This is a genomic window from Carnobacterium sp. (genome assembly GCF_040274425.1).
Genome location: NZ_JBEMBC010000025.1, coordinates 1 through 23,249 on the forward strand (window position 1 = coordinate 1; position 23,249 = coordinate 23,249).

The 23,249-nt window shown below is 35.2% G+C and carries 20 protein-coding genes; 7 read left to right on the plus strand and 13 right to left on the minus strand.

Annotation, left to right across the window (positions count from 1 at the left end):
• Nucleotides 1-383 precede the first annotated feature (383 nt).
• Complete coding sequence (locus ABS911_RS06850; protein WP_350466943.1) at nt 384-2,075, plus strand: glycoside hydrolase family 13 protein; 1,692 nt, start codon at nt 384-386, stop codon at nt 2,073-2,075.
• Between the two features lie 56 nt (nt 2,076-2,131).
• Here ABS911_RS06850 and ABS911_RS06855 read toward each other — a convergent pair whose 3' ends face one another.
• Nucleotides 2,132-3,574: a C40 family peptidase gene (locus ABS911_RS06855; protein ID WP_350466944.1), complete on the minus strand. Its 1,443-nt coding sequence runs from the start codon at nt 3,572-3,574 to the stop codon at nt 2,132-2,134.
• A 133-nt stretch (nt 3,575-3,707) separates the two neighbouring features.
• Complete coding sequence (locus ABS911_RS06860) at nt 3,708-4,253, minus strand: DNA-3-methyladenine glycosylase I (protein WP_350466945.1); 546 nt, start codon at nt 4,251-4,253, stop codon at nt 3,708-3,710.
• Nucleotides 4,254-4,382: 129 nt separating this feature from the next.
• Here ABS911_RS06860 and trhO point away from each other — a divergent pair, with 129 nt between their 5' ends.
• Nucleotides 4,383-5,348 (plus strand): oxygen-dependent tRNA uridine(34) hydroxylase TrhO, encoded by a 966-nt coding sequence (trhO, locus tag ABS911_RS06865; RefSeq protein ID WP_350466946.1) that lies wholly within the window; start codon nt 4,383-4,385, stop codon nt 5,346-5,348.
• A 44-nt stretch (nt 5,349-5,392) separates the two neighbouring features.
• Here trhO and ABS911_RS06870 read toward each other — a convergent pair whose 3' ends face one another.
• From ABS911_RS06870 to ABS911_RS06880, 3 genes are read right to left on the minus strand one after another with little or no spacing between them, the layout of a single operon-like run.
• Nucleotides 5,393-6,196: an ABC transporter ATP-binding protein gene (locus ABS911_RS06870; RefSeq protein WP_350466947.1), complete on the minus strand. Its 804-nt coding sequence runs from the start codon at nt 6,194-6,196 to the stop codon at nt 5,393-5,395.
• Complete coding sequence (locus ABS911_RS06875) at nt 6,193-7,092, minus strand: ABC transporter permease (RefSeq protein WP_350466948.1); 900 nt, start codon at nt 7,090-7,092, stop codon at nt 6,193-6,195. Before ABS911_RS06875 ends, ABS911_RS06870 begins: the two co-directional genes overlap by 4 nt.
• A 26-nt stretch (nt 7,093-7,118) precedes the next feature.
• The gene (locus ABS911_RS06880; protein WP_350466949.1) at nt 7,119-8,099 is read right to left on the minus strand and encodes an ABC transporter substrate binding protein; all 981 of its coding nucleotides are present in this window, start codon (nt 8,097-8,099) and stop codon (nt 7,119-7,121) included.
• 575 nt (nt 8,100-8,674) lie between these two features.
• On the opposite strand from ABS911_RS06880, the gene ABS911_RS06885 reads away from it, so the two are divergent.
• The gene (locus ABS911_RS06885; RefSeq protein WP_350466950.1) at nt 8,675-11,494 is read left to right on the plus strand and encodes a transglycosylase domain-containing protein; all 2,820 of its coding nucleotides are present in this window, start codon (nt 8,675-8,677) and stop codon (nt 11,492-11,494) included.
• Between the two features lie 31 nt (nt 11,495-11,525).
• Here ABS911_RS06885 and ccpA read toward each other — a convergent pair whose 3' ends face one another.
• The gene (ccpA, locus tag ABS911_RS06890; protein WP_350466951.1) at nt 11,526-12,536 is read right to left on the minus strand and encodes a catabolite control protein A; all 1,011 of its coding nucleotides are present in this window, start codon (nt 12,534-12,536) and stop codon (nt 11,526-11,528) included.
• A 218-nt stretch (nt 12,537-12,754) separates the two neighbouring features.
• Here ccpA and ABS911_RS06895 point away from each other — a divergent pair, with 218 nt between their 5' ends.
• Nucleotides 12,755-13,849: a M24 family metallopeptidase gene (locus tag ABS911_RS06895; protein ID WP_350466952.1), complete on the plus strand. Its 1,095-nt coding sequence runs from the start codon at nt 12,755-12,757 to the stop codon at nt 13,847-13,849.
• Between the two features lie 84 nt (nt 13,850-13,933).
• On the opposite strand, the gene ABS911_RS06900 is transcribed toward ABS911_RS06895, so the two are convergent.
• Nucleotides 13,934-14,605: a YtxH domain-containing protein gene (locus ABS911_RS06900; protein WP_350466953.1), complete on the minus strand. Its 672-nt coding sequence runs from the start codon at nt 14,603-14,605 to the stop codon at nt 13,934-13,936.
• Nucleotides 14,606-14,658: 53 nt separating this feature from the next.
• Nucleotides 14,659-15,093 (minus strand): DUF948 domain-containing protein, encoded by a 435-nt coding sequence (locus tag ABS911_RS06905; protein ID WP_350466954.1) that lies wholly within the window; start codon nt 15,091-15,093, stop codon nt 14,659-14,661.
• A 363-nt stretch (nt 15,094-15,456) separates the two neighbouring features.
• Here ABS911_RS06905 and ABS911_RS06910 point away from each other — a divergent pair, with 363 nt between their 5' ends.
• Genes ABS911_RS06910 through ABS911_RS06920 form a run of 3 tightly spaced genes read left to right on the plus strand, consistent with a single transcriptional unit; the run spans nt 15,457 to nt 18,700 of the window.
• Entirely contained in the window at nt 15,457-16,374 is a 918-nt protein-coding gene (locus ABS911_RS06910; RefSeq protein ID WP_350466955.1) for a mechanosensitive ion channel family protein, read from the plus strand.
• Nucleotides 16,375-16,404: 30 nt separating this feature from the next.
• The gene (locus ABS911_RS06915; RefSeq protein WP_350466956.1) at nt 16,405-17,577 is read left to right on the plus strand and encodes an MGDG synthase family glycosyltransferase; all 1,173 of its coding nucleotides are present in this window, start codon (nt 16,405-16,407) and stop codon (nt 17,575-17,577) included.
• Nucleotides 17,552-18,700 (plus strand): MFS transporter, encoded by a 1,149-nt coding sequence (locus tag ABS911_RS06920; RefSeq protein WP_350466957.1) that lies wholly within the window; start codon nt 17,552-17,554, stop codon nt 18,698-18,700. Before ABS911_RS06915 ends, ABS911_RS06920 begins: the two co-directional genes overlap by 26 nt.
• Nucleotides 18,701-18,750: 50 nt before the next feature.
• Here the strand turns inward: ABS911_RS06920 and ABS911_RS06925 are convergent, their stop codons facing one another.
• The 5 genes from ABS911_RS06925 to rph all read right to left on the minus strand — a co-directional run bounded on the left by ABS911_RS06925 (nt 18,751) and on the right by rph (nt 23,240).
• Nucleotides 18,751-19,890: an N-acetyldiaminopimelate deacetylase gene (locus ABS911_RS06925; protein WP_350466958.1), complete on the minus strand. Its 1,140-nt coding sequence runs from the start codon at nt 19,888-19,890 to the stop codon at nt 18,751-18,753.
• A gap of 90 nt (nt 19,891-19,980) precedes the next feature.
• Nucleotides 19,981-20,682 carry a 2,3,4,5-tetrahydropyridine-2,6-dicarboxylate N-acetyltransferase gene (gene dapD, locus ABS911_RS06930; protein ID WP_350466959.1) on the minus strand — a complete coding sequence of 234 codons (702 nt, stop codon included), beginning with the start codon at nt 20,680-20,682 and terminating at the stop codon, nt 19,981-19,983.
• A 29-nt stretch (nt 20,683-20,711) separates the two neighbouring features.
• The gene (gene cbpB / locus ABS911_RS06935) at nt 20,712-21,191 is read right to left on the minus strand and encodes a cyclic-di-AMP-binding protein CbpB (RefSeq protein WP_350466973.1); all 480 of its coding nucleotides are present in this window, start codon (nt 21,189-21,191) and stop codon (nt 20,712-20,714) included.
• A gap of 139 nt (nt 21,192-21,330) precedes the next feature.
• A complete protein-coding gene (locus tag ABS911_RS06940; RefSeq protein WP_350466960.1) occupies nt 21,331-21,846 on the minus strand; it encodes a metallophosphoesterase in 516 nt (171 codons plus the stop codon).
• Between the two features lie 29 nt (nt 21,847-21,875).
• Entirely contained in the window at nt 21,876-23,240 is a 1,365-nt protein-coding gene (gene rph, locus ABS911_RS06945) for a ribonuclease PH (protein ID WP_350466961.1), read from the minus strand.
• Nucleotides 23,241-23,249: the final 9 nt, after the last annotated feature.

The following is a 23,249-nucleotide window of genomic DNA, read 5'->3' on the forward strand; positions in this document are numbered from 1 at the left end:
AGCTGCTCCAATCCCGCTGTCTGCTCCTGTTACAATAGCTACTTTTCCTTCCAATTTACCAGCAGGTTTGTAATCAGGCGACTCATTTTTTGGAACCGGACTCATTTTTTTATTTGCATCTTCTTGACGATAATCTTCTTTTGGAGCTTGAGTTTCGATGATATCTTTTTCAGTCATTGACGCTCACCATCCTTAATAAAATTTTATCCATGTTTAGTTTAACAAGAAATCATTTTCTAATCGAATATAATGAACTCTTCTCACTATTCTTTTTATCACCTGATGTATTCTCCTGAGCGTGTCATTAGATTAATCTATCCTCTTTCGCTAAAATTAAATTATCTTGTTAAATTTAACCCTGTTCACTATTGGAGGACGTATGCATGACTAAAATGAAATGGTGGCAAAAAGCAATTATCTACCAAATTTACCCAAGAAGTTTCCAAGATTCTAATGGAGATGGGATTGGCGACATAAAAGGAGCTTTAAAACATCTTGATTATATCCAATCCTTAGGAGTAAATACGCTATGGGTAAATCCGAATATGCTGTCTCCTCAAGAAGATAATGGTTATGATGTATCAGACTACTATGCGATTGATCCTTTGTTCGGTACAAAAGAGCAATCTGAAAAATTCGTTAAAGAAGTCCATGATCGTGGAATGAAGCTTATTTATGACTTCCCCTTAAATCATACTTCTACTGAGCATTATTGGTTTAAAGAGGCCATTAAAGGTCCAGATAACCCTTATCGTGATTATTATATATGGGCAGACGCTCCTGATGGCAGAGACTATCCAAATAATTGGTATTCTGATGATAAAGAACCATCTTGGACAAAAGAGCCGAATGGAAATCAATTTTATCTGCATCTTTACAAAGATAGTATGGCTGATTTAAATTGGGCCAACCCTAAAGTAAGAAAAGAAATGATGGATATTGGGAAATTTTGGATTGAAAATGGCATTGATGGCTTTCGTTTAGATGCAGTCTTATTTATTGATAAAAAAGAAGGATTGCCTGATGATCCAAATGCTGCTAAAGATGGAGAAGGTTCCAGTAAATCCGTCAATGAACATGGCCCTAACATAAACAAATACCTTGAGGAATTTAATAAAGAACTCAGAAAATACAATGAGGATCTTTTAGTTATTGGAGAAGCGCCAACTGCTGGAGCGAATTTAGCTTTAGACTATATCGGATCTGAAAAAGATATGATGGATAATGTTATTTCCTTTACTTATTTCCCTGAATTAGAGGAATTAAAAGATCCAACGTTACCTTCTGACGTTCAAATTGGGAAACTAGATAAAGAAAAATTTAAATCTGAAATGAATACTTGGCAAACAAAACTAGCTGAGCGCGGCGGCCCTATCCTTTACTGGAATAATCATGATATGCCTAGAGCAGTTTCTAGATTTGGCGATATAGAACAGTACAGAGATAACAGCGGCAAAATGTTAGCTACTTTAATGTATCTTCAAAAAGGGATTCCTATTATTTATTATGGAGAAGAAATTGGTATGAAAAATAGTTATTTTGATAATCTTGATGATTTTGAAATTCCTGGAAAAGATAAAATTATTGAAAAGGCTAGAGAAAAAGGTTATTCAGAGGATGAAATGAAGCAGCATTTCAATGCTAGAGCTAAAAATATTAGTCGAGGAATTATGCAGTGGGATGATTCAAGATTTGCAGGTTTTTCTTCAGTTAAACCCTGGATCGAATGGAATACAGAAGAAAAATACAATGTAGATTATCAAGATTCCGATCCAAATAGCATTTTAAATTATTACCGTAAATTAATTTCTCTAAAAAAAGAACTTTTATTTGTTGAAGGATTTTTTCAAATGAAACCTACCAAAGATACCTTGTACGTTTACGAAAGAACATATGGAGAACAAAAAGCAATGATTTATTGTAATTTTTCTGATAAAGCAGAAAATGTACAACTCATTAACGACTTACAAGAAGAATGGACTATTGTTCTCGAAAATGAAGAGAATAGTTTAACTGGAACACATTTACATTTAGCACCATTTGGAACCGTTGTTTTTAGAAATCAAATTACCTAGTTGATTAAAAAAAAGAACTTCTTTGTCAAATTGACAAGGAAGTTCTTTTTTATCTTTTAGTAACGTCCGTATCCTACAAGTTTAGGTCCCCAATAAGAAGAACTAACTGAAGTGTAAGCAACGCCTGTACTACTTTGTGATCCAATAAATTGGCCATTTCCAACATAGATCCCTACATGAGTAATTGATCCTCCGTCTTTGAAGAAAACTAAATCTCCAGGTTGAGGATTTGAAACTTTAGTAGAAGATGCATATTGTGCTGCTGCTGTACGCGGCAAAGTAATGCCTACTTTTGCAAAAACATAAGAAGTAAAGCCAGAACAGTCAAAACCACTTGGTGTTGTTCCACCCCATAAATAAGGTGTGCCCATCACACTAGTTGCGTGTGATTGCAATTTGGACCAAGATGTACCGCCACTTGTAGATGGTACTGGTGCTGGTGTTGTTGGTTTAGGAGCCTCAGGTGTTTTTGCTGGTACTTTTGTTTCTGTTTTAGCTGGTGCTTTTGTTTCTGCTTTAGCTGGTGTTTCTGTTTTAGTTGGCGTTTTTGTTGAAGTAGCTGCTTTATTATTAGTTTCTGTTGGTGTAGAAGCTACAACCTTAGTTTCTTCAACTGCTTCTTGAGATTCTTGTGTTTCTTCTACAGCTTCAGTTGTTTCTGAAGACTCAACTTGGCTTTCAGGAGATTCTTCTACGACTACTTCTTCAGTTTCTTCTTCATAACTTGCTAAAACTGCCATTTCAGCTGCTTCTTGGGCAGCAGTATATTCTGCTACTTGACTTTCAGCTTCTGCTTTTTGAGCAATGTATTTATCTTTATCTGATTGTGCACTCGCTGTTTCAATTGCTAGTTGAGAAACCACAACTTCTTTTTCTAACAGTTGTTGTTCCATTTCAGCTTTTGCATTTTCAAGTTGCGCTGCAAGGGCATTTTGTTGAACAATCGATTGTTCTGTTTTTTCTTTCTTTTCTACTACCGATTCTTTGTCATCTGCTTGTGCTTGAACAAGATTTTTATTTGCTTTTACTAAATCAGTTACTACATCTACTCGTCCAATTACATCAGACATTGAATCAGCTTCAATAACAAATTCTATGTAGTTTTTTGTATCTCCATTTACTTGTACTGTACGAGCTTGATCTTCAAGTTGTTCACTACGTTGTTCAATTTTTTCTTCAAGAGCCTTAATTTCATTTTCAAGTGTTATTTTTTCTTTTTGAGACGCTTCAATATCAGCTAATAATGTATCCGTTTTATCTTTATTTGCATTGATTGAATTTGTAACAGCAGCTAATTCTGCTTCTGTTTGGCTTGATTGATTTTGTAGAGCATCAACTTTTTGTTGAGCTGCTTCAATTGCGTCTTGTGTTTGGGTTACTTGTTGTTCAGATTCAGTAAGTTTATTTGTAGTAGTTTCAGCGCTAACGGCAGTTGGTAATATAAGAGAACTAAAGGTCATGGTTCCTAAGATTGCTATAGTTACTAGTTTTTTATTCACGTGTTTTACCCCTCCAAATTACGATTTCATTAAAAGTCTCTCAACTGATTTCTTAACGGTCTTTAGTATAGCATAATGTATGTGATAGAATCGTATCGTTTATATTACAACTGTGTATCAAATAAAACGACTTTCATTTAAAGGAACAATTATCGCTATGATCATTTACCAAACCTGCCGCTTCCATAAACGCGTAACACGTTACTGGCCCAACAAATGAAAATCCTCTTTTTTTCATATCTTTAGATAAACTAGTGGATAGTTCATTCTTAGCTGGCAGTTGTTCGAAGTTGTTAAAATGATTTACAATTGGCTCTCCTTCTACAAATGACCAAATGTATTGATCAAATGAGCTGTATTCTTGTTTTACCTTCAAAAAGGCTGCTGCATTTTTAATAATAGAAGATATTTTCAACTTATTTCTGATGATACCAGAGTTGGAAAGCAATTCTTCTATTTTCTTTTGATCATAATGTCTAATTTTTTCTGGATCAAATCCATCTAATGCTTCACGGTAATTTTCTCTTTTAGCTAAAATAGTAGACCAACTTAATCCTGCTTGCATGGTTTCTAGAATCAGCAGTTCAAATAAAGCTTGATCATCGTGCAGAGGTTTCCCCCACTCTTCGTCATGATATTTCTTCATTAAATCCGTTGTTGCCCAACTGCATCTTTCCATTAAAACACATCCTTTTTTTTGAGGTATTGATTTCTATTATTTTATTAGTGTATAATGTATTGTTAGTATAGATTAACTTTCAGGTAGTCCGTCTACCTAGTGTTATGAATCAAATTAGGAGGATTTACTATGTCTAAAGATTACCGTGTTTTACTTTACTATAAATATGTTCATATCAAAAATCCAGAAGAATATACCGCAAAACATTTGGCGTTTTGTAAAGAAGTTGATTTAAAAGGTAGAATTTTAATTGCTGAAGAAGGTATAAACGGTACTATTGCAGGTACTTATGACCAAACACAACAATACATTGATGAAATGCATGCCGATTCTCGTTTTTCAGACCTAGTTTTTAAAGTAGATGAAGAAGAACGTGCTCCTTTCAAAAAAATGTTTGTACGTCTACGCCCTGAATTGGTATCTCTAAACTTAGAAGATGACATCGACCCTAATGAAGTAACCGGTGAATACCTAGACCCTGAAAAATTCCGCGAAGCTATCCTTGATGAAAATACCATCGTCATCGATGCTCGTAATGATTATGAATACGATTTGGGTCATTTTAGAGGAGCTGTTCGTCCAGAAATCAGAACATTTAGAGAACTTCCTCAATGGATCCGTGATAATAAAGAACAATTCATGGATAAAAGAGTAGTAACATACTGTACTGGTGGAATTCGTTGTGAAAAATTCTCTGGTTGGTTAGTTAAAGAAGGCTTTAAAGATGTTGGACAATTACATGGAGGAATTGCTACTTATGGAAAAGATCCAGAAGTCCAAGGCGATTTGTGGGATGGTCAAATGTATGTATTTGATGAACGCATCAGTGTCCCTGTTAACCAAAAAGAACATGTAGTTGTTGGTCGTGACTGGTTTGATGGCACTCCATGTGAACGTTACGTGAACTGTGCAAATCCAGCTTGTAACCGTCAAATTTTATCTTCAGAAGAAAATGAACATAAATATCTGCGTGGTTGCTGTCACGAATGCCGTGTCGCACCTGCAAACTTGTATGTAAAACGTAACAGCTTAAGCCAAGAAGACGTTGCTGAACGCTTAGCTGTAATTGGAGAAAAACTTCCAGCATCAGTATAATAAATTAAAAAAGAACGGAAACTAAATAGTTTCCGTTCTTTTTACTACCCTAATATCAGTGCATCTTCTGTAACTGTGTCGCCACTATTCCTTTGAAACAAAGCCAATAAGTCTGGTACAGTTAAACGATTCTTTTCTTCTCCAGAAACATCTACTACTATCTTCCCATTATGAAGCATGATCAATCTTGTTCCATGAGCAATCGCATCTTCCATATTATGAGTAATCATCATTGCAGTTAATTTTTTTTCGCGGACAATTTTATCCGTCAACTTCAATACCATTTTACTAGTCTTAGGGTCAAGTGCCGCTGTATGTTCATCCAATAAAAGTAATTTAGGAGGAATAATCGTCGCCATCAGCAATGTCAAAGCTTGCCTTTGTCCACCTGATAGTAATCCGACTTCCATTTTCAATCTGCCTTCTAATCCTAATTCCAACAACTTTAATTGTTCTTTGAAAATTTCACGTTGCTTATCTTTTACACCCAGTGTTAACCCTCTTTTTTTTCCTCTTTTAAAAGCTACCGCTAAATTTTCTTCAATCGTCAGTCGTGTTGCTGTTCCCATCTTCGTATCTTGAAAAACTCGTCCAATATCTTTTGCTCTTTCGTTTGTTCTTTTATTGGTAGCATCTTTTCCGTCCAATAAAACAGCACCTTCATCTACTACATAGGTTCCAGCTACACTATTTAATAGTGTTGACTTTCCAGCACCATTTCCTCCGATAATCGTAACAAATTCTTCTTTCTCGATCGTCAAATCTATTCCTTTTAATACATGGTTCTCATTAACCGTGCCCACTTCAAAACTTTTATGAATATTCCTTAATTCTAAAATTGCAGTCATACTAATTCTGCTCCTTTCTTACCAACTCTTTTAGTCCTTCTTGGTTTCTTTTTCAATAAGGGAGTGGAAAGAGCAATTGCTAGTACAATGGCTGAAAATAATTTGATATCTTGAGGTTGTACTCCTAATTGCAATACGAAATCGATAATTAGGCGATAGACAACTGCTCCAATCACAATGGTGATCAATCGTTTGGCAAAAGTCAACTGATGGAAAATAACTTCACCAATGATGATAGACGCTAATCCAATGACGATCGTCCCGATTCCCATGCTGATATCTGCATAACCGTTGTTTTGGGCAATCAGTGCACCTGATAGAGCGATCAATCCATTACACAACATGTACCCTACAATTTTCATCGTATCTGTATGAATCCCATTTGCTTCACTCATAGCTTCATTATCTCCAGTAGAACGCAATGCCAGTCCTATTTCAGTACTGAAAAATAAATACAAAGCTAAAATAACTAAAACAATCGCTACTCCACCAACAACTAAAACAGCCATTCGATTTTCTATGCCAAGTGATTGTAACGTGCGCATCAATGTATCTTGACCCAACAAAGTGACATTTGCTTTACCTAATATCCTTAAATTAATAGAGTACAAAGCAGTCATCGTTAAAATCCCGGTTAGTAGTGCCGGAATCTTAAGTTTCGTGTGCAATAAACCGGATACGATTCCAGCCAACATTCCCCCAACCAATGCCAGAAAACTAGCTAACAATGGTGAGATCCCTGAAACAATGGATACCGAACAAATGGCAGCACCTAATGGAAAACTTCCCTCTGCAGTTAAGTCTGCGATGTCTAAAATTCTAAATGTAAGATAAACCCCAATCGCCATAATCGACCATAAAAGTCCTTGCGAAATACTTGATAATATAATATCCATGCTCATGCTCCTTTATGTTTTACCCTTTAGTCGGGTAGTACGATACTTTCAGGGTCAATACCTAATGATTTTGCCACTTCTTCATTAATAACCAATTCTAAATTAGTAGAAGTTTCTACTGCCATCTCTGCTGGATCTGCATCGTCTTCAATAATTTTAAGAGCCATTTTTGCTGTTTGACGTCCAAGTTCTTCATAATTGATTCCATAAGTTGCTAATCCCCCAGCTTCTACCATTTCCGCAGAACCTGGAACAACAGGCAATTTGTACTCTGCAGCAATTTCGCCAACTGTTGGCATTGTGCTGGCTAGTGTATTATCCGTTGGAATGTATACAGCATCAACTTCTTGAGCCAACGTTGTCATGACTTGTTGTACATCATTTGTAGTTGTGACTGTCAATACCTTCACTGCTACTCCTTCTGCCTCAATCGCCTCTTGTGCTAGATCAGCCTGGATTTTTGAGTTTGCTTCGCTAGAATTGTAGATGATTCCGATCGTCTCAGCATCTTGTGCTAAAGACAATAGTAACGAAATTTGTTCTTCAATTGGGACCATATCGCTTGTTCCAGTTACATTCCCACCTGGTGCTTCATTATCAGCAACTAATCCAGCATCTACCGGATCTGTAACTGCAGTGAATAAGATTGGGTCTTCTTGAGTACTCGTTGCAAGTGACTGTGCAGCTGGTGTTGCGATAGACAAGATAACTTCATTATCTCCAATCAAACTTTCACTCATACTTTGCAAATTCGCTTGGTCTCCTTGAGCATTTTGATAATTTAACGTCAAATTTTCTCCCTCGACGTAGCCTGCTGCTTCTAACTCACTGACAAATCCTTTTCTTGCTTGCGTTAAAGAATCATGTTCCATATACTGCAAAATCCCAACATTTGTCATCTCTGAATCTGCACTTTCACTTGTGTTTCCACATGCTCCTAATACTAAACCTGCAGTAACTGTTGCTAAACCTAAAATAATTTTTTTCTTCATTCCAATTGTTCTCATCTTTATATCCCCCTTATTTTTTAAAACTCTATGATTACATAAAACAAAAAACACCCACTTAGAGATAACCTTGTCTAAGTGGGTGCTTATTTTATGTAAAAATAAACAGTAATTTATTTAATCCACCACTTAGATAAACTCTACGTGGCAAATATTCAGCAAATCAAATTGCTTCAGCCATCATAGATACAAACATTTCTGTTTCCTGTTTGCACCCATAACGAATTATGTCTACAAACAGCTTCTAAAATAGCTAAAGTAATATGTATTCAATTGTGTTTGGTTGATTAAATGATTGTTCATACTAATCCCTCACAATAGTTAGATTTGTTTTTACAAGTATAAAAAATACAATGAGAAAAGTCAACAAATAAATTAGAATTCATTCATTAAAAAGACATTTTTTTCTTACTTCACTCTATTATTCACTCTTTTTTCGCTTTTAAAACATACTTTCTTTAGAATTGATTAAATTTCTACAATATTTCTTCAAAAATTGCTCTTTCTCCTTTCTTTTTGTTATAATGAGCCAAGTAATTAGGAACGAAAATATAATTTTACGAGGTGAACTAAATTTGAATAGTCCACAAAATACTAATGAATCATCATTTTTAGAAAAAATTAAAGCATTTATTTTAAATTTGGTACAATTCATAAAGAAACACTGGATCTCTTTCAAAACGACACATTTTAATCAACAAACTCAATCAGCTTCCGTCTCAAAATCAACTACTAAAGAAACAAAGTCAACAGATTCTTCAAAAAGGGAACAAGCTAAAAAAGGAGATCAAAAACCTACCTTAGCTAAATTTATATTTGGGTTCAATGTCGGCTACAGTGTAATTAAAAATTTAATCATTACGTTGGTCGTTATCTTATTGATTGGTGGTGCTCTTGTCGGTGGAGCTGGAGCAGGATATTTTGCCTACCTTGTTTCCGGTGAACAAATCCCCACATATGAAGAAATGAAAGCTGATATTGAAAATGTCTCAGCAACCTCTTCAATGTATTACGCTACTGGAGAAAAGATCAGTGATTTAAAAACAGATTTAAAGCGATCTGAAATTCCATTAAGCGAAATGTCTCCTTTAGTCCAAGAAGCCATTATTGCTACAGAAGATGAATACTTTTATAAACACTCTGGTGTGGTTCCAAAAGCGGTCGTTCGAGCATTGGCACAAGAAGTAACCGGCGCCAGTACAACTTCTGGGGGGTCAACACTCACACAACAGCTGGTGAAACAACAGATCTTAACAAATGAAGTCTCTTTTAAACGAAAAGCAAATGAAATTTTATTAGCTTTCCGCATTGAAAATTTCTTTTCAAAGGAAGAGATTTTAGAAAACTATTTAAATGTCTCACCTTTTGGCAGAAATAATAAAGGACAAAACATCGCTGGTTTGAATGAAGCTTCAGTGGGAATATTTGGAGTAAATCCTATCGATTTGACTTTGCCACAAGCCGCCTTTCTTGCCGGTCTTCCCCAAAATCCAATTGTTTATAGTCCTTATTCTCAAGTAGGTGCCCTTAAAGAAGATTTATCTGCAGGTATGAGCCGTAAAGATGAAGTGTTATTCAGAATGTACCGTGAAAATTACATTACTAAAGAAGAATATGATACTGCTTTAGCTTATGATTTAACACAAGACTTCTTACCTCAGGAATCAGATGTTAATGATAGTACTGATTATGTTTACAATTTTGTAGAACAGCAAGCAAGACAAATTTTAACGGAACAATTGTACACAGCTGATGGCTATTCAGCTGAAGATATTTCTAATGATCAAGAATTAAAAGACTCTTACTACAATCAAGCAGATCTTGATTTGCGCACAAAAGGTTACACAATTTCCTCGACAATTGACAAAGGCGTTTACGAAGCTATGAATGATGTCGTTGCGCAATATGCGACTCCTGAGATCTCTTATGATGAAAATGATAATCCAATCATAAGCAATACTAGTGACTTGGGAAATGTAAAAGTTGTTGATTATATTGATAAAGAGACTGGTGAAACAAAAACGTTAGTTGAGCCCGTACAAAATGGAGCAATTTTAAGAGATAACGCTACTGGCCGGATTATCTCCTTTATCGGTGGTGTCGATTATGAGTTTACTCAAGTCAATCACGCTTATCAATCTCCTCGTTCTCCTGGTTCAACGATTAAACCTTTATTAGCTTTTGCTCCAGCATTGGAAGAAGGAATCATTACACCGGCTTCTATGCTTTTTGAAAGCACTGCTAAAGTACCCAGTTGGGAAAATGGTGCTTTGGGTGTTCATGAAATTACCAACGTTGGAAATGTTACTCCAAACAAATGGACTGACGTCCGTTCAGGTCTTTCACAATCAAGCAATATCGTAACAACTAAAATCTATCAACAAATGAAAGACACTTATAACATGGAAGAAAAACTTGAATCTTATATGCACAAGATGGGATTTGGATCTGATGTCATTACGACAGAAGAATATCAGGGAGTTTATTATGCTCTTCCTATTGGTGGAATATCTAGAGGGACAACCGTCTTAGATCAAACAGATGGCTTCTCTACTCTAGCAAATAAAGGGAACTATACAGAAGGCTATGTCATTGATAAAATTGAGGATGCTGCTGGAGAAGTTGTTTATCAACATGAAGTAAGTCCTGTTGAAGTATTCAGTGCTGAAACAGCTTATCTAACAACTGATATTTTACGTGATGTATTAGAAACTGGTACGGCTAAAGACGTAAAAGGTCAATTGAATTTCCAAGCTGATATTGCAGGTAAAACTGGAACGTCAGATGGCCAAAAAGACATTTGGTTTATTGGTTACACTCCTCAAGTTACTCTAAGTTCTTGGATTGGATACGACAATGCTGTGGATACACCTATTAATGATCTATCTAACTCAGGTTCAGAAAGTCCAAGTTTAAGAAACAAAAGACACTGGGCTCGATTGATGAACGCAGTCTACAATGCCAATCCTACTATTTTGGGTACGGATCAAGCTTTCCAAAAACCAGATGGTGTTGTGGAGGCCAAAGTTTTAGCTTCTACAGGAATGATGCCAGGAAAAGTAAAATTAGCAAACGGAACAGAAGTTACGGTTTCTGGTGCTACAAAAACAGAACTCTTTAATAAAAAGTTTCTACCAAAAACAACCACTTACGACTTCGCACTTGCTGCCTCTGAAAAAGAATTAGGAGATTATTGGAACAAAGCTTCTAAATCTGCAAGCGAAGAAGCTGCCAAGAAAGCTAAAGCTGAAGCAGATAAAAAGAACGCAGAAGATAAGAAAAAGGCTGATGCCACAAAAGCTGAAGAAGTGAAAGCTAAAGCCACAATAGAAAACGAGAAAAAATTACAAGAAGCTGCTAAGAAAAAAGCAGAAGAAGAAAAAAAGAATGAATAAAAAAAAGGCATCGGTTTCCGATGCCTTTTTTTTATACTTCTTTAGTTGTTCCTCTATTTGCAATATGATGTGGTAAAATAATCGTTTTTTCATCTACATCTTCTTTGTTCATCAACTTAGTTAATAAACGCATCGCTACAGCACCAATATCATATAAAGGTTGAGTAATCGTACTCAATTTCGGTCTTACCATTTCAGATAATTTAGAATTGTTTGCAGTAACTACTTCGAATTCTTCTGGTATCTTGATAGAGTGATCTAGAGCTCCATTCATAATCCCTACAGCAATTTCATCATCTCCAGCAAATACTGCGGTAGCTCCTGCTTCAGCTAATTTACTGTATACTTCTTCTCCAGCCGTGAATGTGTAGGCTGTTTCAAAAACTAAACTTTCATCATAAGCAATACCAGCATTTTTTAACGCTGTTTTATATCCTTTCAAGCGATAAACCCCATTAATTGGTTCTTGTGTTATTGATCCCGATACAAAAGCAATACGCTCGTGTCCGCTAGCGATCAATTGGGCAATTGTTTGTTCTGTTGCAGCTTCATAATCAATATTTACGCTCCCCATTTGCTCATCAGGATCTACTGTTCCTGCCAAAACTACAGGTGTTTTCGAACGTGAAAATTCTGCTCTTAGTTCATCAGAAATTTTATGTCCCATATAAATAATTCCATCCACTTGTTTAGCTAAAAGTGTATTTAATACTTGGACTTCCTTTATATCATTTTGGTCAGAATTCGCTAAGATAATATTGTATTTATACATTGTTGCTATGTCGTCAATTCCTCTAGCTAAAGAAGAAAAATATAAATTCGTAACGTCAGGAATAATTACTCCCACAGTCGTAGTCTTTTTACTTGCCAATCCGCGTGCAACAGCATTTGGACGGTAGTCTAGACGATCAATAACTTCTAATACTTTTTTTCGAGTAGTTGGCTTTACATTTGGGTTGCCGTTTACAACACGTGAAACAGTTGCCATAGAAACATTTGCTTCTCTTGCAACATCATAAATAGTGATGGTTTGTTTTTCCATAATCAATCTCCTTCGAATAGTTAGATTCGCTTACTTTTTACATACTACCAATTTAGCAAACTTACGGCACTAATGCAAGCGTTTCAATTCCATTTTCATGAAAATTTCATTTTTTCTTTCATTAAATAAATTTAACTAATTTTCTATTTTTTAAGAAAGTCAAGATCAATAGTGCTACAATTATAACCATTCAGATAGTTGAAAGTGAGGATAAAAATATGAATAAACAACTTAATGCGTTACAACTATGGTTAGCCGAACAAAATATAGATGGTGCGTTTATTAATGAGCCTAATACAATAGCTTATTTAAGCGGATACGAAAGTGAACCACATGAACGCATCTTAGCTTTGGCAGTTTTTGCTAAGGGTGAACCTTTCCTCTTCACACCCGAACTCGAAAAAGAGGATGCTATAAAAAGTGACTGGACACATAATGTTTATGGTTATTTAGACAATGAAGATCCATGGGAACTTATTGCCAAACACTTGCATTCTCACAGCAACAACCTTAGCAATATAGCTATAGAAAAAGATTTTTTAACAGTTGGACGCTTTGAAAAGCTACAATCCTTTTTTCAAACTGCTTCTTTCTTAGATATTACACCAAAAATACAGACAATGAAGTTAATCAAAACTCCTGATGAAATTGAAAAAATGATGGAAGCCGGTAAATGGGCTGACAGAGCTTTAGAAATTGGTTTCAATGCAATAAAAGAAGGCATATCTGAAGAAGAGATTGTTGCAGAAATCGAATACCGGTTAAAAAAAGAAGGCATCAAAGAAATGAGTTTTGAAACAATGGTCTTGACTGGAGAGAACGCAGCTAGTCCACATGGTGTTCCTGGTAAAAGACAAGTCCAGTTAAATGAGTTTGTTTTATTTGATTTAGGCGTTGTATACAACGGATATACTAGCGATGTTACGAGAACTATCGCTTTTGGAGAGCCCACAAAACAAGCAAAAGAAATTTACACTATTGTTTTACAGGCTTGTAACGCTGCTTTGAATGCAGTAAAACCAGGTATAACGGCTGGAGAATTGGATAAAGTTGCCCGGGATATCATTACAGATGCTGGTTACGGATCTTATTTCACACATCGATTGGGTCATGGATTAGGAAGTTCCGTTCATGAATTTCCTTCTATTATGCAAGATAGTGATTTTGTGATTCAAGAAGGCATGTGTTTCTCAATAGAACCTGGTATTTATGTACCTGGTATAGCTGGAGTCCGCATTGAAGATTGTGTAGTAGTTACAAAAAATGGTTGCGAAGTGTTTACTCATACTCCAAAAACTTACACTTCTATTTAGCAACTTTGTTAACCTACTAATACTAAAAAATATAACCAAAAAAAGCAGTGAAGCTTATCGCTTCACTGCTTTTACTGAATAGAATTAGATGCCCACATTTGTATTTGTTGTTTTATGTTCATCTTTTTTTCCATTTTCTTTAGTTTGTTCTGTACTAATGTTTGAAGTTGAATAGTCAGGACCTTCTGCAGCTTTTTCTTGATCATAAGCATAGTCCATTGTATTTCTTTCAACTTCTTCTTTCAAAGATTCATTATCATATTTTAGATTAGTTGAAACATCTGTTGCTTCTTCTTTACCCTCATTTGCAGATGATTTAACTTCTTCTGTTGTATCTTTAGCTGTTGATTTTACATCTTCTGCTGTTTCAGCAGCAGTAGTTTTAGCCTCTTGGGCTACATCTGTTACTGTTGATTTAGCATCTTTAGCTACATCTGTTGCAGAATCTTTAAGGTCACTTAAGCCATCACCTACATCTTTTGAAGCACGAGTTAATTGATCTTTCATTTGAGAAGCTGACTCTTTCAAGCTAATTTTAATATCTTCCGAAGCATCTTTCGCAACAGTTTTCATTTCTTTGCCTTTTTCTTTTGCGATATCAACATATTCTTTTGCTGATCCTTTAGCGTTAGTCGTTTGTTGATTTAAATCTTCACGTAATTCTTTACCTGATTTTGGGGCATACAACAGTGCTGTAATTCCTGCAGCTGCAGCTCCTACGATTGCTCCTAAAAGAAATCCACCTTTTTTAGTCATATATACTTCTCTCCTTTTCTCTATTCACTATAATTTTCATCTTTAATTAGTGCTTATTCATTTACCTTTTTATCTTTGCGTTTTTTATTCATATTTACTGCCGTTTTGCCGACTTTAGTTATCATGCCTGTTTGAGCTGTTTTCTTTGTAGCTCCTGCAACATGGCTAGTTAAGTTACGAGTAGAATCATTTAAGCTTGAAACAGTCGTTCCTAAGTCACCAATAGCTCTGAACAATGGATCTGTTTTACTTAACTTTCCATTGACATCATCTAATGTAGTATTGGATTTATTTAGTAATCCTTCAACTTCAATCAGAAGACTATCCGCATCTTTCGTAAGAACACCTATGGTTTTATTCGCTTCATTAACCGTTTTTTGGACTTCTCCAATTACCTTAGAAACTTTTAACAATACGATAATTAAAAATACGACTAATGCTGCAAATGCTACAGCAGCTATCAGAGCTGCAATTTCTCCACCTGTCATATGAACTCCTCACTTCCTTCTATTTTCTTATTTTTTAGATAAAATAGATTTGTTTTACAAACTACTTCAATTAAAAAAAACTAGTTTATCAACAAATTTTTCATCTTTAAATAAATTATCTTATACAAGTACAGAATACCACTATTTATTTTTTACATCAAATAATATGAAACCGAATACTTTAATTATTTTTTCTCTTCTGTTTATCTTTTTAAACAATTTTTTCTTTTTAGTCTTAAAATCCCTTAAAAAAATTTAGAGCTTTCTTAATAGTGATGTGACTATAATTTTACCTTTTTATTTGTTACTATAGATAGGAACCATTATATTAGAAATTTGTTTATTTAAAGGAGTATTTAGTTTATGAATAGTAGTATTATGGATAGTAGCAATCAACTAGATAGTTCAATCGCAGTTGACGTAGTTGATACTATTACAGAACAAACCAATATTTTCTCAGAATTTTGGACTTCAATCGATTGGGCCAAAATTATTTCTGTGGTGACAGCGAGTGCCATTCAAATTGTCTTTTTCACCATTTTCTTTTACCTTGTAAAAATAATCGGAAACTTTTTTATTGAACGAACATTTGAAAATTACCGTAAGAAAAAGGATATCTCAACAAATCGTTTAAACACACTCTATAACTTGACAAAAAATTTATTTCAATCTTTTGTAGGTTTTTTCTTATTCTACGCCATTCTTTCAGCTATTGGTATTCCTGTTGGTACGCTATTGGCAGGTGCTGGAGTCATCGGTTTAGCGTTGTCTCTAGGAGCACAAGGTTTTGTCAGCGATATTGTAAATGGCTTTTTCCTTCTATTGGAGAAACAAATTGATGTTGGCGATGTTGTAGACTTAGAAACTGTTTCTGGTACAGTAGTTGATGTAAATTTAAAAACAACTAAGGTTAAAAGTTTTGATGGTACTATGAATTTCGTACCTAATCGTTACATCACCATTGTAAGCAATAAATCACGCGAAGATATGCGTGCTCAAATTGATATTCGGCTTTCACCGGATACCGATATAGATAAAGTAAATACGATAATTGCTGAGGTAAATGATACTCTTGTGCCACAATATCCAGATATTACTAATCCTCCAGATAATTTAGGTTTAATTAACTTAGGAAATGGTCATTACGGGATACGAATTGTGATATTCGCTTTGCATGGACATGAATTTGAAATCCAAAACGCTTTTTCTCAAGCGTATGTTACCGCTTTGACAAAAAAGGGGATTGAAATCCCTGTAAACCCACTGAACGTTATACAATAGCCATTTCATAATAACTAAAGGAGGCTCACTATGGTACCAGTATCGCCTAAAATACTGATTTTAACTGGAAGTTATGGAAACGGTCACCTAGAAGTGACCCGCTCACTAATAACAGAATTAAACAAACGTGGTATCACAAATATTGTCACATCAGATTTATTTTATGAAGCTCATCCGATTTTAACTAATGTTACTAGAAAGTTGTATATTAAAAGTTTTTCTAAAGGACAAAATATCTATGGTTTCCTTTATTATAAATCTGATTATAGACTAACTGATTTCAGAATTGATAGAATGATCGATCGATATGGATACATGCGTATTAGCCAATTAATGAAAGAAAATGACTTTGATGTAGTCATTAATACTTTCCCAATGCAAGCTTTGCCTATCTATAAACAACGTACAAAACCTGGAATTCCTTTTATTAATGTCTTAACTGACTTTTGTCTGCATACCCGTTGGATTTCAGATGGCATCGATTATTTTTTTGTTGCATGCGACAGTCTAAAAAAAGAATTAATGGATACAGGGATAAATGGAAATAAAATCACTATTTCAGGAATTCCGATAAAAGAAGAATTTTATCAAAATACCCTTGATTCTTCGCAAGGAGGTTTTTCTTCTAATGAAGCAAAAAATGAAGCAAAAAAATTATTGATTTCTGCTGGTGCCTATGGTGTGCTAAAAGATTTAGCTCATATTCTTGATGAATTAAAGATCAAGGAGGAGTTGAATATTACAGTTGTCTGCGGTGCTAATCAATTACTCTTTAAAGAACTCATGCATGAATACCAAAATGATACGAACATATCAATTCTTGGTTATGTTTCAAATATGGCTAATTTAATGTCTGAATCTGATATTATGGTAACGAAAGCAGGAGGAATTTCTCTTTCAGAAGCATTAGCAATCCAAATTCCTTTAATTTTAACACCTGCTGTTCCTGGACAAGAAAAAGATAATGCCAACTTTTTTGAAAAAGAGGGAATGGCTATTGTGACAAAATCTGAAGAGGAAATCGCTCCAGCAGTTTTATCTTTATTAAAACAACCTCTTTTAGCAAGCAGCCTATCAAAGCAAATGAAAAAGCATTTCCATCCAAATTCATCTGCACTTATAGTTGATAAAGTCTTAACTTTGATAGAAAAGCCTTATATCCAAAAGGAGCCAAGACATGACTCAAAAGAGATTAAAAATTGACAAAAAATTCTTTTTTTTACTTATTTCATTGATGCTCGTTGAATATGTTCGTGCTGCTTTTATTATTAGTTACTTGCCCGTTCAGGCTGCAGTAGGTACTCAGTTTAATCTTGCTTTGGTCGGTGTGGCTATTAGTTTACACTATATTAGTGATGCTTTTTCAAATTTCCAAGCAGGATTTTTGATGAATCGTTTTGGTATCAAAAAAATCATCTCTGTTTCTTTTATTTTAATCTTTCTTTCTTTAATTATTGTTCCACTATTTCAATTCAATGGTTTCGTTATTATTCTCGCTTCGATTTTACTAGGTTTTGGAGCATGCCCCATTTGGATCGTGCTTTTGGCTAAGGCTAGTTCAGGATCACGAGGAACAAATATGGGATTGATTTATTTTTATTGGTTGTTAGGCATGGCCAGCGGTGTCATCGTAATGAATTACTTAATGAATATTAATTTGTCTGTCTCTTATTGGCTTTTACCAGTCTTCGTAGTACTTGCTTTTTTTTGTTTTCGTTTGTCAGGCGATCATCAAGCACTAGAAAATACTAAGCAACCCTTTAAAGAGATGTTCAAAAAAACTCTTTCAATTTTGAAAAAAAGCCGCATCATATTACCTGGTACTTTAATGCAAAGCATTTCACTTGGTATGTTAATTCCAATTTTACCAACCTTTGTCTTACAGCATTTAAAACTTACTTACAACCAGTATACTCTTCTACTGATCATTGCTGGTTTAACAGCAGGTCTCCTTATGATGCCTGTTGGCAGATTGATTGACTATTTTAGCCCTCGGCTTCTATTTATTGCTGGCTTTATGTGGTTTGGACTTACACTGATTTCAACAGCCTTTAGTACTTCTATTGTGGTCATTTACATTCTAGTAGTATCAATGGCGGTTGCATACACGTTTTTTTTACCGGCTTGGAATTCTTTTGTAGCTACAAAAATCACTAAAGAAGATCAAAATGTGAGTTGGGGGATCATCTCGTCTTTCCAAGGCGTAGGAACCATGTTAGGACCCATTGTAGGGAGTTTGCTTGCGTCTTTTAATGCAAGTGTTACAGTTATATTTAGTGCTTCACTGTTCATTTTAATGGGTATACTTTATCTGATCGTTAAATAAAAAAACTTCTCTTTTGACCATTACTGGTTTAAAAGAGAAGTTTTTTTTGTTTATAACTGTCTATTGGCTTTCTTTTCCAAAAAATCTCCTACGTGTTCGATTGCAAACGGAATAGCCTCTTCTTTTGGCGTCATTTTGGGATGATGCAAACCGTATGGGCTATCTATGCCTAGCCAAAACATTGTTCCAGGAATTTTATCTAAATAATAACCAAAATCTTCACCAGTCATCGCTGTTTCAATTTTCGTATAATTTACATCTTGATTTTTTTCCATGTAATCAATAAATGTGAGTGTTTCTATTTCACTATTAATAACCGGGTAATATCCAGCTTGGTCTAGATCTAAATAAATTTTACAATTATACGAAAGTTCTATCCCTTTAACGATCTCTTTCACTCTTTTTTGAGTTAAGTCGCTCATTTCGGGAGTTAACGTCCGTATGGTTCCAGTAAGACTTGCATACCCGCTAATGATATTTCCAGCTGTTCCCGCATGCATCGTTCCTAAAGTAATCACTGCGCCCTCCATAGGGTTAACACTACGACTGACAATCGTTTGGATTTGATTAATAAATTGACTCGCCGCTACTATCATATCATTGGATTCGTGTGGATATGCAGCATGCCCATCTACACCACGAAATTCGACATCGATCGCGCATGTTCCAGCAAATAATGTTCCTACTTTTGTTCCTAAAGTTCCTACTGGTAAATCTGGTTTTACATGAAGTGCGTAAATTTCATCTGGCATATAATCGTTTAAGAACCCACTATCGTAAATGATTTTTGCTCCGCTTACATTCTCTTCAGCTGGTTGGAAAATAAAAACCAGATCATCTATAGTTTGATGTGTGCTAAAATGAGTCAGCAATCCTAAGGCAATTGACATATGCACATCATGGCCACAAGCATGCATTCTTCCTTTATGAATCGATTGATAAGGTAACCCAGTTTCTTCAACTACTGGCAAACCGTCTATATCTGTTCTCCAACCAATCGTTTTTTGACCAATACTTCCTTTGACTCGAACGACAATGGCTGTTTCCCATGTTTTTATCTCTAGGTTCTCTTCTGGCAATTCTTTGATTTTGGACATTAAATAGCGATGCGTTTCATACTCTTCTAAGCCAATTTCAGGAATTAAATGTAATTCTCTGCGCATTTGGATGAACGGATTTTCTTTTGGCATTTTCTCTACCCTCTTCTAAAAAAAGAGATGAATCAGAAAGTAATTTCTCCTTTCTGTTTCACGCTCTTTTGATTTTATCGTTTTTTATTTCTATAATTCGCGTAAAGCATCAATTAAACCTGTTTTGCTTTTTGTTTTTTCATCAATATCTTTGATTTTTTTAGCCGGTGTTCCTGCTACAACTGTATATGGTGCAACATCTTGGATTACTATAGCACCTGCTGCAACAACTGAACCTTTTCCAATTCGAATACCCTCTAATACAACAGCATTCGCTCCAATTAAAACATTATCTTCTACAATAACAGGTTGAGCACTTGCTGGTTCGACAACACCTGCTAAAACAGTACCAGCACCAATATGGCAGTTTTTCCCAACAGTTGCTCGTCCACCTAACACAGCACCCATATCGATCATAGTTCCTTCACCGATAACAGCACCAATATTGATAACAGCACCCATCATAATGACAGCTGAGTCACCAATTTCGACTTGGTCCCGTATAAATGCTCCTGGTTCAATTCGAGCTTTAAATTTCTTCAAGTCTACTAATGGAATCGCAGAATTACGACGGTCATTTTCAATCACTTGATCTTCAATCCATTGTTTATTTGCTTCTAAAAAAGGTTCAACGACACTCCACTCACCAAAAATAGTACCTACTTCGTCAGTAGTAAAATTTTTAATCGTTTCAGGAAAATCCAAATGATCTAATTTGCCTTTTAAGTAAACTTTTACAGGCGTTTTTTTTTCACTTTTTGCAATAAATTCAATAATTTCATTAGCATTCATTTGATCATTCCTTACTGTTCATTAAATTTTTAATGCAAGCGTTCCGTTTTACGAGTAACATCATATTTATTTTCAAATTCATGAGCAATCCGATTAGTGCCCTTTAAAATTTCGCTTCTCGTGATGATACCTGTAAAACTTCCATCATTACTTGCTACACATATAAAAGCATTATTAACTAACAAATGAAGTACCTCTTCCAGATCATAAGGGTCATGAATTATAGCAAAATCAGTCGTCATGACATCTGAAACTAAAATATCTCCCAATTTATCAAAGTCAATATCTTCTAATCCTGTAATTGCTTCAATTATTAGAGGCATCGAAATTAAACCTCTAATTTTAAAATCATAATCTAAAACGGGAATAACTGAATACCCAATTTTTGTGAGAACCAATAAAGCATGATTCAAACGATTATTTAATTGAACATGAGCAACTCGATCCGCTGGAATCAAAAAATGTTCCTTATTTTCTAGTAACATTTCACCAATTTCTTTTCCTATCATTATCTTCATTTCCTTCCTTGAGATAACTAAATCCAACTACTATTTTACGTGAAAATGTTCTAAAAGAGTAGTAAAACAATGGAATTAAGTAAAAAATAATAATCTAGCTAAAAGACGTCCCTTGAATATCTAGTTATTCTTACAGTCTAGAAAAGTGTCTAGATAACTGTTCAATGGCTTCATGAGCGCGGTTGTAATACGTTACATTGATTTGAGAGTCATCATTCTCAATAATTGCATAGGTAGGAAATGGATAGCTGCCTCTAGGCTCGGAAATACTGCCAGGATTTAACACCACTATATTATTTATTTGTTCCGCTCCAGCTTGGTGAGTATGTCCAAATAGTGCATAGTTTGCATGTTCTTCTTTTGCTGCAAAGACTAATTCTTGCATGGTGTAGTTAACATCCAAGCGATGCCCATGAGCCATAAATATCCGTTGATTTTGTACTTCCATCGTTTGTGTCATCGCAAACTCATCATCAAAGTCCATATTTCCCCTAACAGTCAACATTGATTCCCAAACGGGATCGGTTGCTTCCAACTCGGAATCTCCACAATGAAAAAGTTGGTCTACTTTATCCTTATACCGTTCAATTAGTTCTACTAAAATTTCCCGATCTCCGTGACTGTCGCTTACAACTAATACTTTCATGCTTTTCCCTCCGTTTTGGCAGCAATATATTAACTATTTATCCAATCATCCCAAACTTGATCCAATTTTTCTAGTGCTACTGCACGATGACTTACTTCATTTTTTTCATCTTGAGTCAACTCAGCCATTGTTTTCTCTTTACTTTCAACGAAAAACAATGGATCATAGCCAAAACCATTCTCGCCTTTAGGTATGGTTAAAATCAGTCCTTCTACTTCGCCTTCAACAACTAAGCTCGTTTTTCCAGGTAAAGCCAGTGCAAGAGTACAGTGAAATTGTGCTGTGCGGTCTCCTTTAGCTACTCCTGTTAATTCATGCAAGAGTTTGGCGTTGTTCGCAGCATCGCTTTTAAATTCTCCTGCATAACGAGCAGAAAAAACGCCTGGCGCACCATCTAGTGCATCAACTTTCAATCCTGAATCATCTGCTAACACCAACATATTTAGTGTACGAGCAATCGTTTCTGCTTTTAGTAAAGCATTTTCTTCAAAAGTTGTTCCCGTTTCTTCAACTTCAGGAATTTCAGGGAAGTCACGTAACGTTTTTACTTTAAACCCTTTTTTTGCAAATAACGCTTCGAATTCTCTAGCTTTTCCAGCATTTGCTGTAGCTATTAAAATTTCATCCTTTGGAATTAGTGGGTACGGTTTTATCCCGTTATTTTTTAAAGAAAGAGCTTGTTGAAAAGCATCATCTTGTACTTGAATCAAGTCGTTGATTCCTTTTTTACCAAATTCTAACATCACTGAAAGCTGTTCTGAAGAGAAAGTAGATTCTTCACCTGTTCCTTGAATTTCAACAAATTGTCCCCGAGAAGTCATGACTAAGTTCATATCCACTTCTGCAGAACTATCTTCCAAGTAATTTAAATCTAATACTGCTTCTCCATCTTTTAAAATTCCTACACTGATTGCTGCTACATTTTCTTTAATTGGGCTTTGTGTTAGTTCGCCACTATCCAATAAGGTTTGGATCGCCAATTTTAAAGCGACAAATGCGCCTGTAATACTTGCAGTACGTGTACCACCATCTGCTTGGATCACATCACAGTCTATTGTGATTGAACGTTCTCCTAAGGCTTCTAAGTCAATGCTTGAGCGTAGTGAACGCGCAATCAATCGTTGAATTTCCATTGTACGTCCACTTAATTTACCTTTAGCTGCCTCACGAATGTTTCGTGTATTAGTAGCTCTTGGCAACATACTGTATTCAGCATGAACCCATCCGCTTCCCATACCTTTTAAGAAACGCGGGACTTTTGTTTCGATTGTTGCATTACAAATTACTTTTGTATCTCCAAAAGAGATCAAAACCGATCCTTCTGGATGTTTCAAATAATTGGTTTCTATTGTCACCAATCTATTTTCATCATTCTTTCTACCATCTGCACGCATACTTGAACC

Bases quoted from the DNA above. Each gene is read 5' to 3' on its own strand.
- ABS911_RS06850 (WP_350466943.1), top strand. From the start codon at position 384: ATGACTAAAATGAAATGGTGGCAAAAAGCAATTATCTACCAAATTTAC.
- ABS911_RS06860 (WP_350466945.1), bottom strand. From the start codon at position 4,253: ATGGAAAGATGCAGTTGGGCAACAACGGATTTAATGAAGAAATATCAT.
- trhO (WP_350466946.1), top strand. From the start codon at position 4,383: ATGTCTAAAGATTACCGTGTTTTACTTTACTATAAATATGTTCATATC.
- ABS911_RS06870 (WP_350466947.1), bottom strand. From the start codon at position 6,196: ATGACTGCAATTTTAGAATTAAGGAATATTCATAAAAGTTTTGAAGTG.
- ABS911_RS06875 (WP_350466948.1), bottom strand. From the start codon at position 7,092: ATGGATATTATATTATCAAGTATTTCGCAAGGACTTTTATGGTCGATT.
- ABS911_RS06880 (WP_350466949.1), bottom strand. From the start codon at position 8,099: ATGAGAACAATTGGAATGAAGAAAAAAATTATTTTAGGTTTAGCAACA.
- ccpA (WP_350466951.1), bottom strand. From the start codon at position 12,536: ATGGAAAAACAAACCATCACTATTTATGATGTTGCAAGAGAAGCAAAT.
- ABS911_RS06895 (WP_350466952.1), top strand. From the start codon at position 12,755: ATGAATAAACAACTTAATGCGTTACAACTATGGTTAGCCGAACAAAAT.
- ABS911_RS06900 (WP_350466953.1), bottom strand. From the start codon at position 14,605: ATGACTAAAAAAGGTGGATTTCTTTTAGGAGCAATCGTAGGAGCTGCA.
- ABS911_RS06905 (WP_350466954.1), bottom strand. From the start codon at position 15,093: ATGACAGGTGGAGAAATTGCAGCTCTGATAGCTGCTGTAGCATTTGCA.
- ABS911_RS06910 (WP_350466955.1), top strand. From the start codon at position 15,457: ATGAATAGTAGTATTATGGATAGTAGCAATCAACTAGATAGTTCAATC.
- ABS911_RS06915 (WP_350466956.1), top strand. From the start codon at position 16,405: ATGGTACCAGTATCGCCTAAAATACTGATTTTAACTGGAAGTTATGGA.
- ABS911_RS06920 (WP_350466957.1), top strand. From the start codon at position 17,552: ATGACTCAAAAGAGATTAAAAATTGACAAAAAATTCTTTTTTTTACTT.
- ABS911_RS06925 (WP_350466958.1), bottom strand. From the start codon at position 19,890: ATGCCAAAAGAAAATCCGTTCATCCAAATGCGCAGAGAATTACATTTA.
- dapD (WP_350466959.1), bottom strand. From the start codon at position 20,682: ATGAATGCTAATGAAATTATTGAATTTATTGCAAAAAGTGAAAAAAAA.
- cbpB (WP_350466973.1), bottom strand. From the start codon at position 21,191: ATGATAGGAAAAGAAATTGGTGAAATGTTACTAGAAAATAAGGAACAT.
- ABS911_RS06940 (WP_350466960.1), bottom strand. From the start codon at position 21,846: ATGAAAGTATTAGTTGTAAGCGACAGTCACGGAGATCGGGAAATTTTA.
- rph (WP_350466961.1), bottom strand. From the start codon at position 23,240: ATGCGTGCAGATGGTAGAAAGAATGATGAAAATAGATTGGTGACAATA.